Raw genomic sequence first — 402 nt, forward strand, 5'->3', positions numbered from 1 at the left:
ATGCAGGCGATCTCCACCGGGTAAACCGGCCCGGAGATGTCGATGCTCAACTGAACACGCTGATGGCCACTGACTGGGTGGTTTACAGCAAGGACTGCCTTGAACACACTCATACGGTAGTTCGCTACTTGGCGCGCTACACGCGCCAGATCGCCATCAGCAACGCGCGTATCCTGGCCGTCGATGAGCACCAGGTGACCCTACGCTACAAGGACTATCGCGACCATGACCGACACAAGTCGCTCATCCTCAATGGCGAGGAGTTCGTACGCCGCTTCCTGCTTCACGTCCTGCCCAAAGGACTGATGCGGGTGCGTCACTACGGTTTTCTGGCCAATCGCTGCCGTCGGCAACGTCTGATGCAGGTTCGTCGAGCACTAGCGGTGGTTGAGCAAGCACCGG

General features: G+C 59.0%; 1 protein-coding gene. It reads left to right on the forward strand.

What is annotated here, in order from left to right:
• Positions 1-402 (forward strand): transposase (locus E0L35_RS25880; protein ID WP_171051248.1); only part of this gene is annotated, 402 nt, incomplete at both ends.

It is taken from the genome of Halomonas sp. ATBC28 (assembly GCF_005937175.1).
GTDB classification, from domain to species: domain Bacteria; phylum Pseudomonadota; class Gammaproteobacteria; order Pseudomonadales; family Halomonadaceae; genus Vreelandella; species Vreelandella titanicae.